This window comes from Neisseria sp. P0001.S005 (assembly GCF_051963715.1).
Map to the genome: position 1 here is coordinate 1 of NZ_JBQCTZ010000973.1, position 271 is coordinate 271.

The 271-nt window shown below is 45.8% G+C and carries 1 protein-coding gene; it reads left to right on the plus strand.

Translation table 11 applies throughout. The annotated features are described in order from the left end of the window. Window positions 1–35: 35 nt before the first annotated feature. The coding region (rplS, locus tag ACTHSP_RS23735; RefSeq protein WP_440347202.1) for a 50S ribosomal protein L19 at window positions 36–271 on the plus strand (236 nt) is incomplete at its 3' end.

Sequence of the window (271 nt, forward strand, 5' to 3'; positions counted from 1 at the left end):
CAACAGGAAATCCAATCATAACTTAGGAAAAACAAATGAACTTGATTCAACAATTAGAGCAAGAAGAAATCGCTCGCCTGAACAAAGAAATCCCTGAATTCGCTCCAGGTGACACCGTTGTCGTATCTGTACGTGTAGTTGAGGGTTCTCGCAGCCGTCTGCAAGCATACGAAGGTGTTGTTATCGCTCGCCGTAACCGTGGCCTGAACAGCAACTTCATCGTTCGCAAAATCTCTAGCGGCGAAGGTGTAGAACGTACTTTCCAACTGTA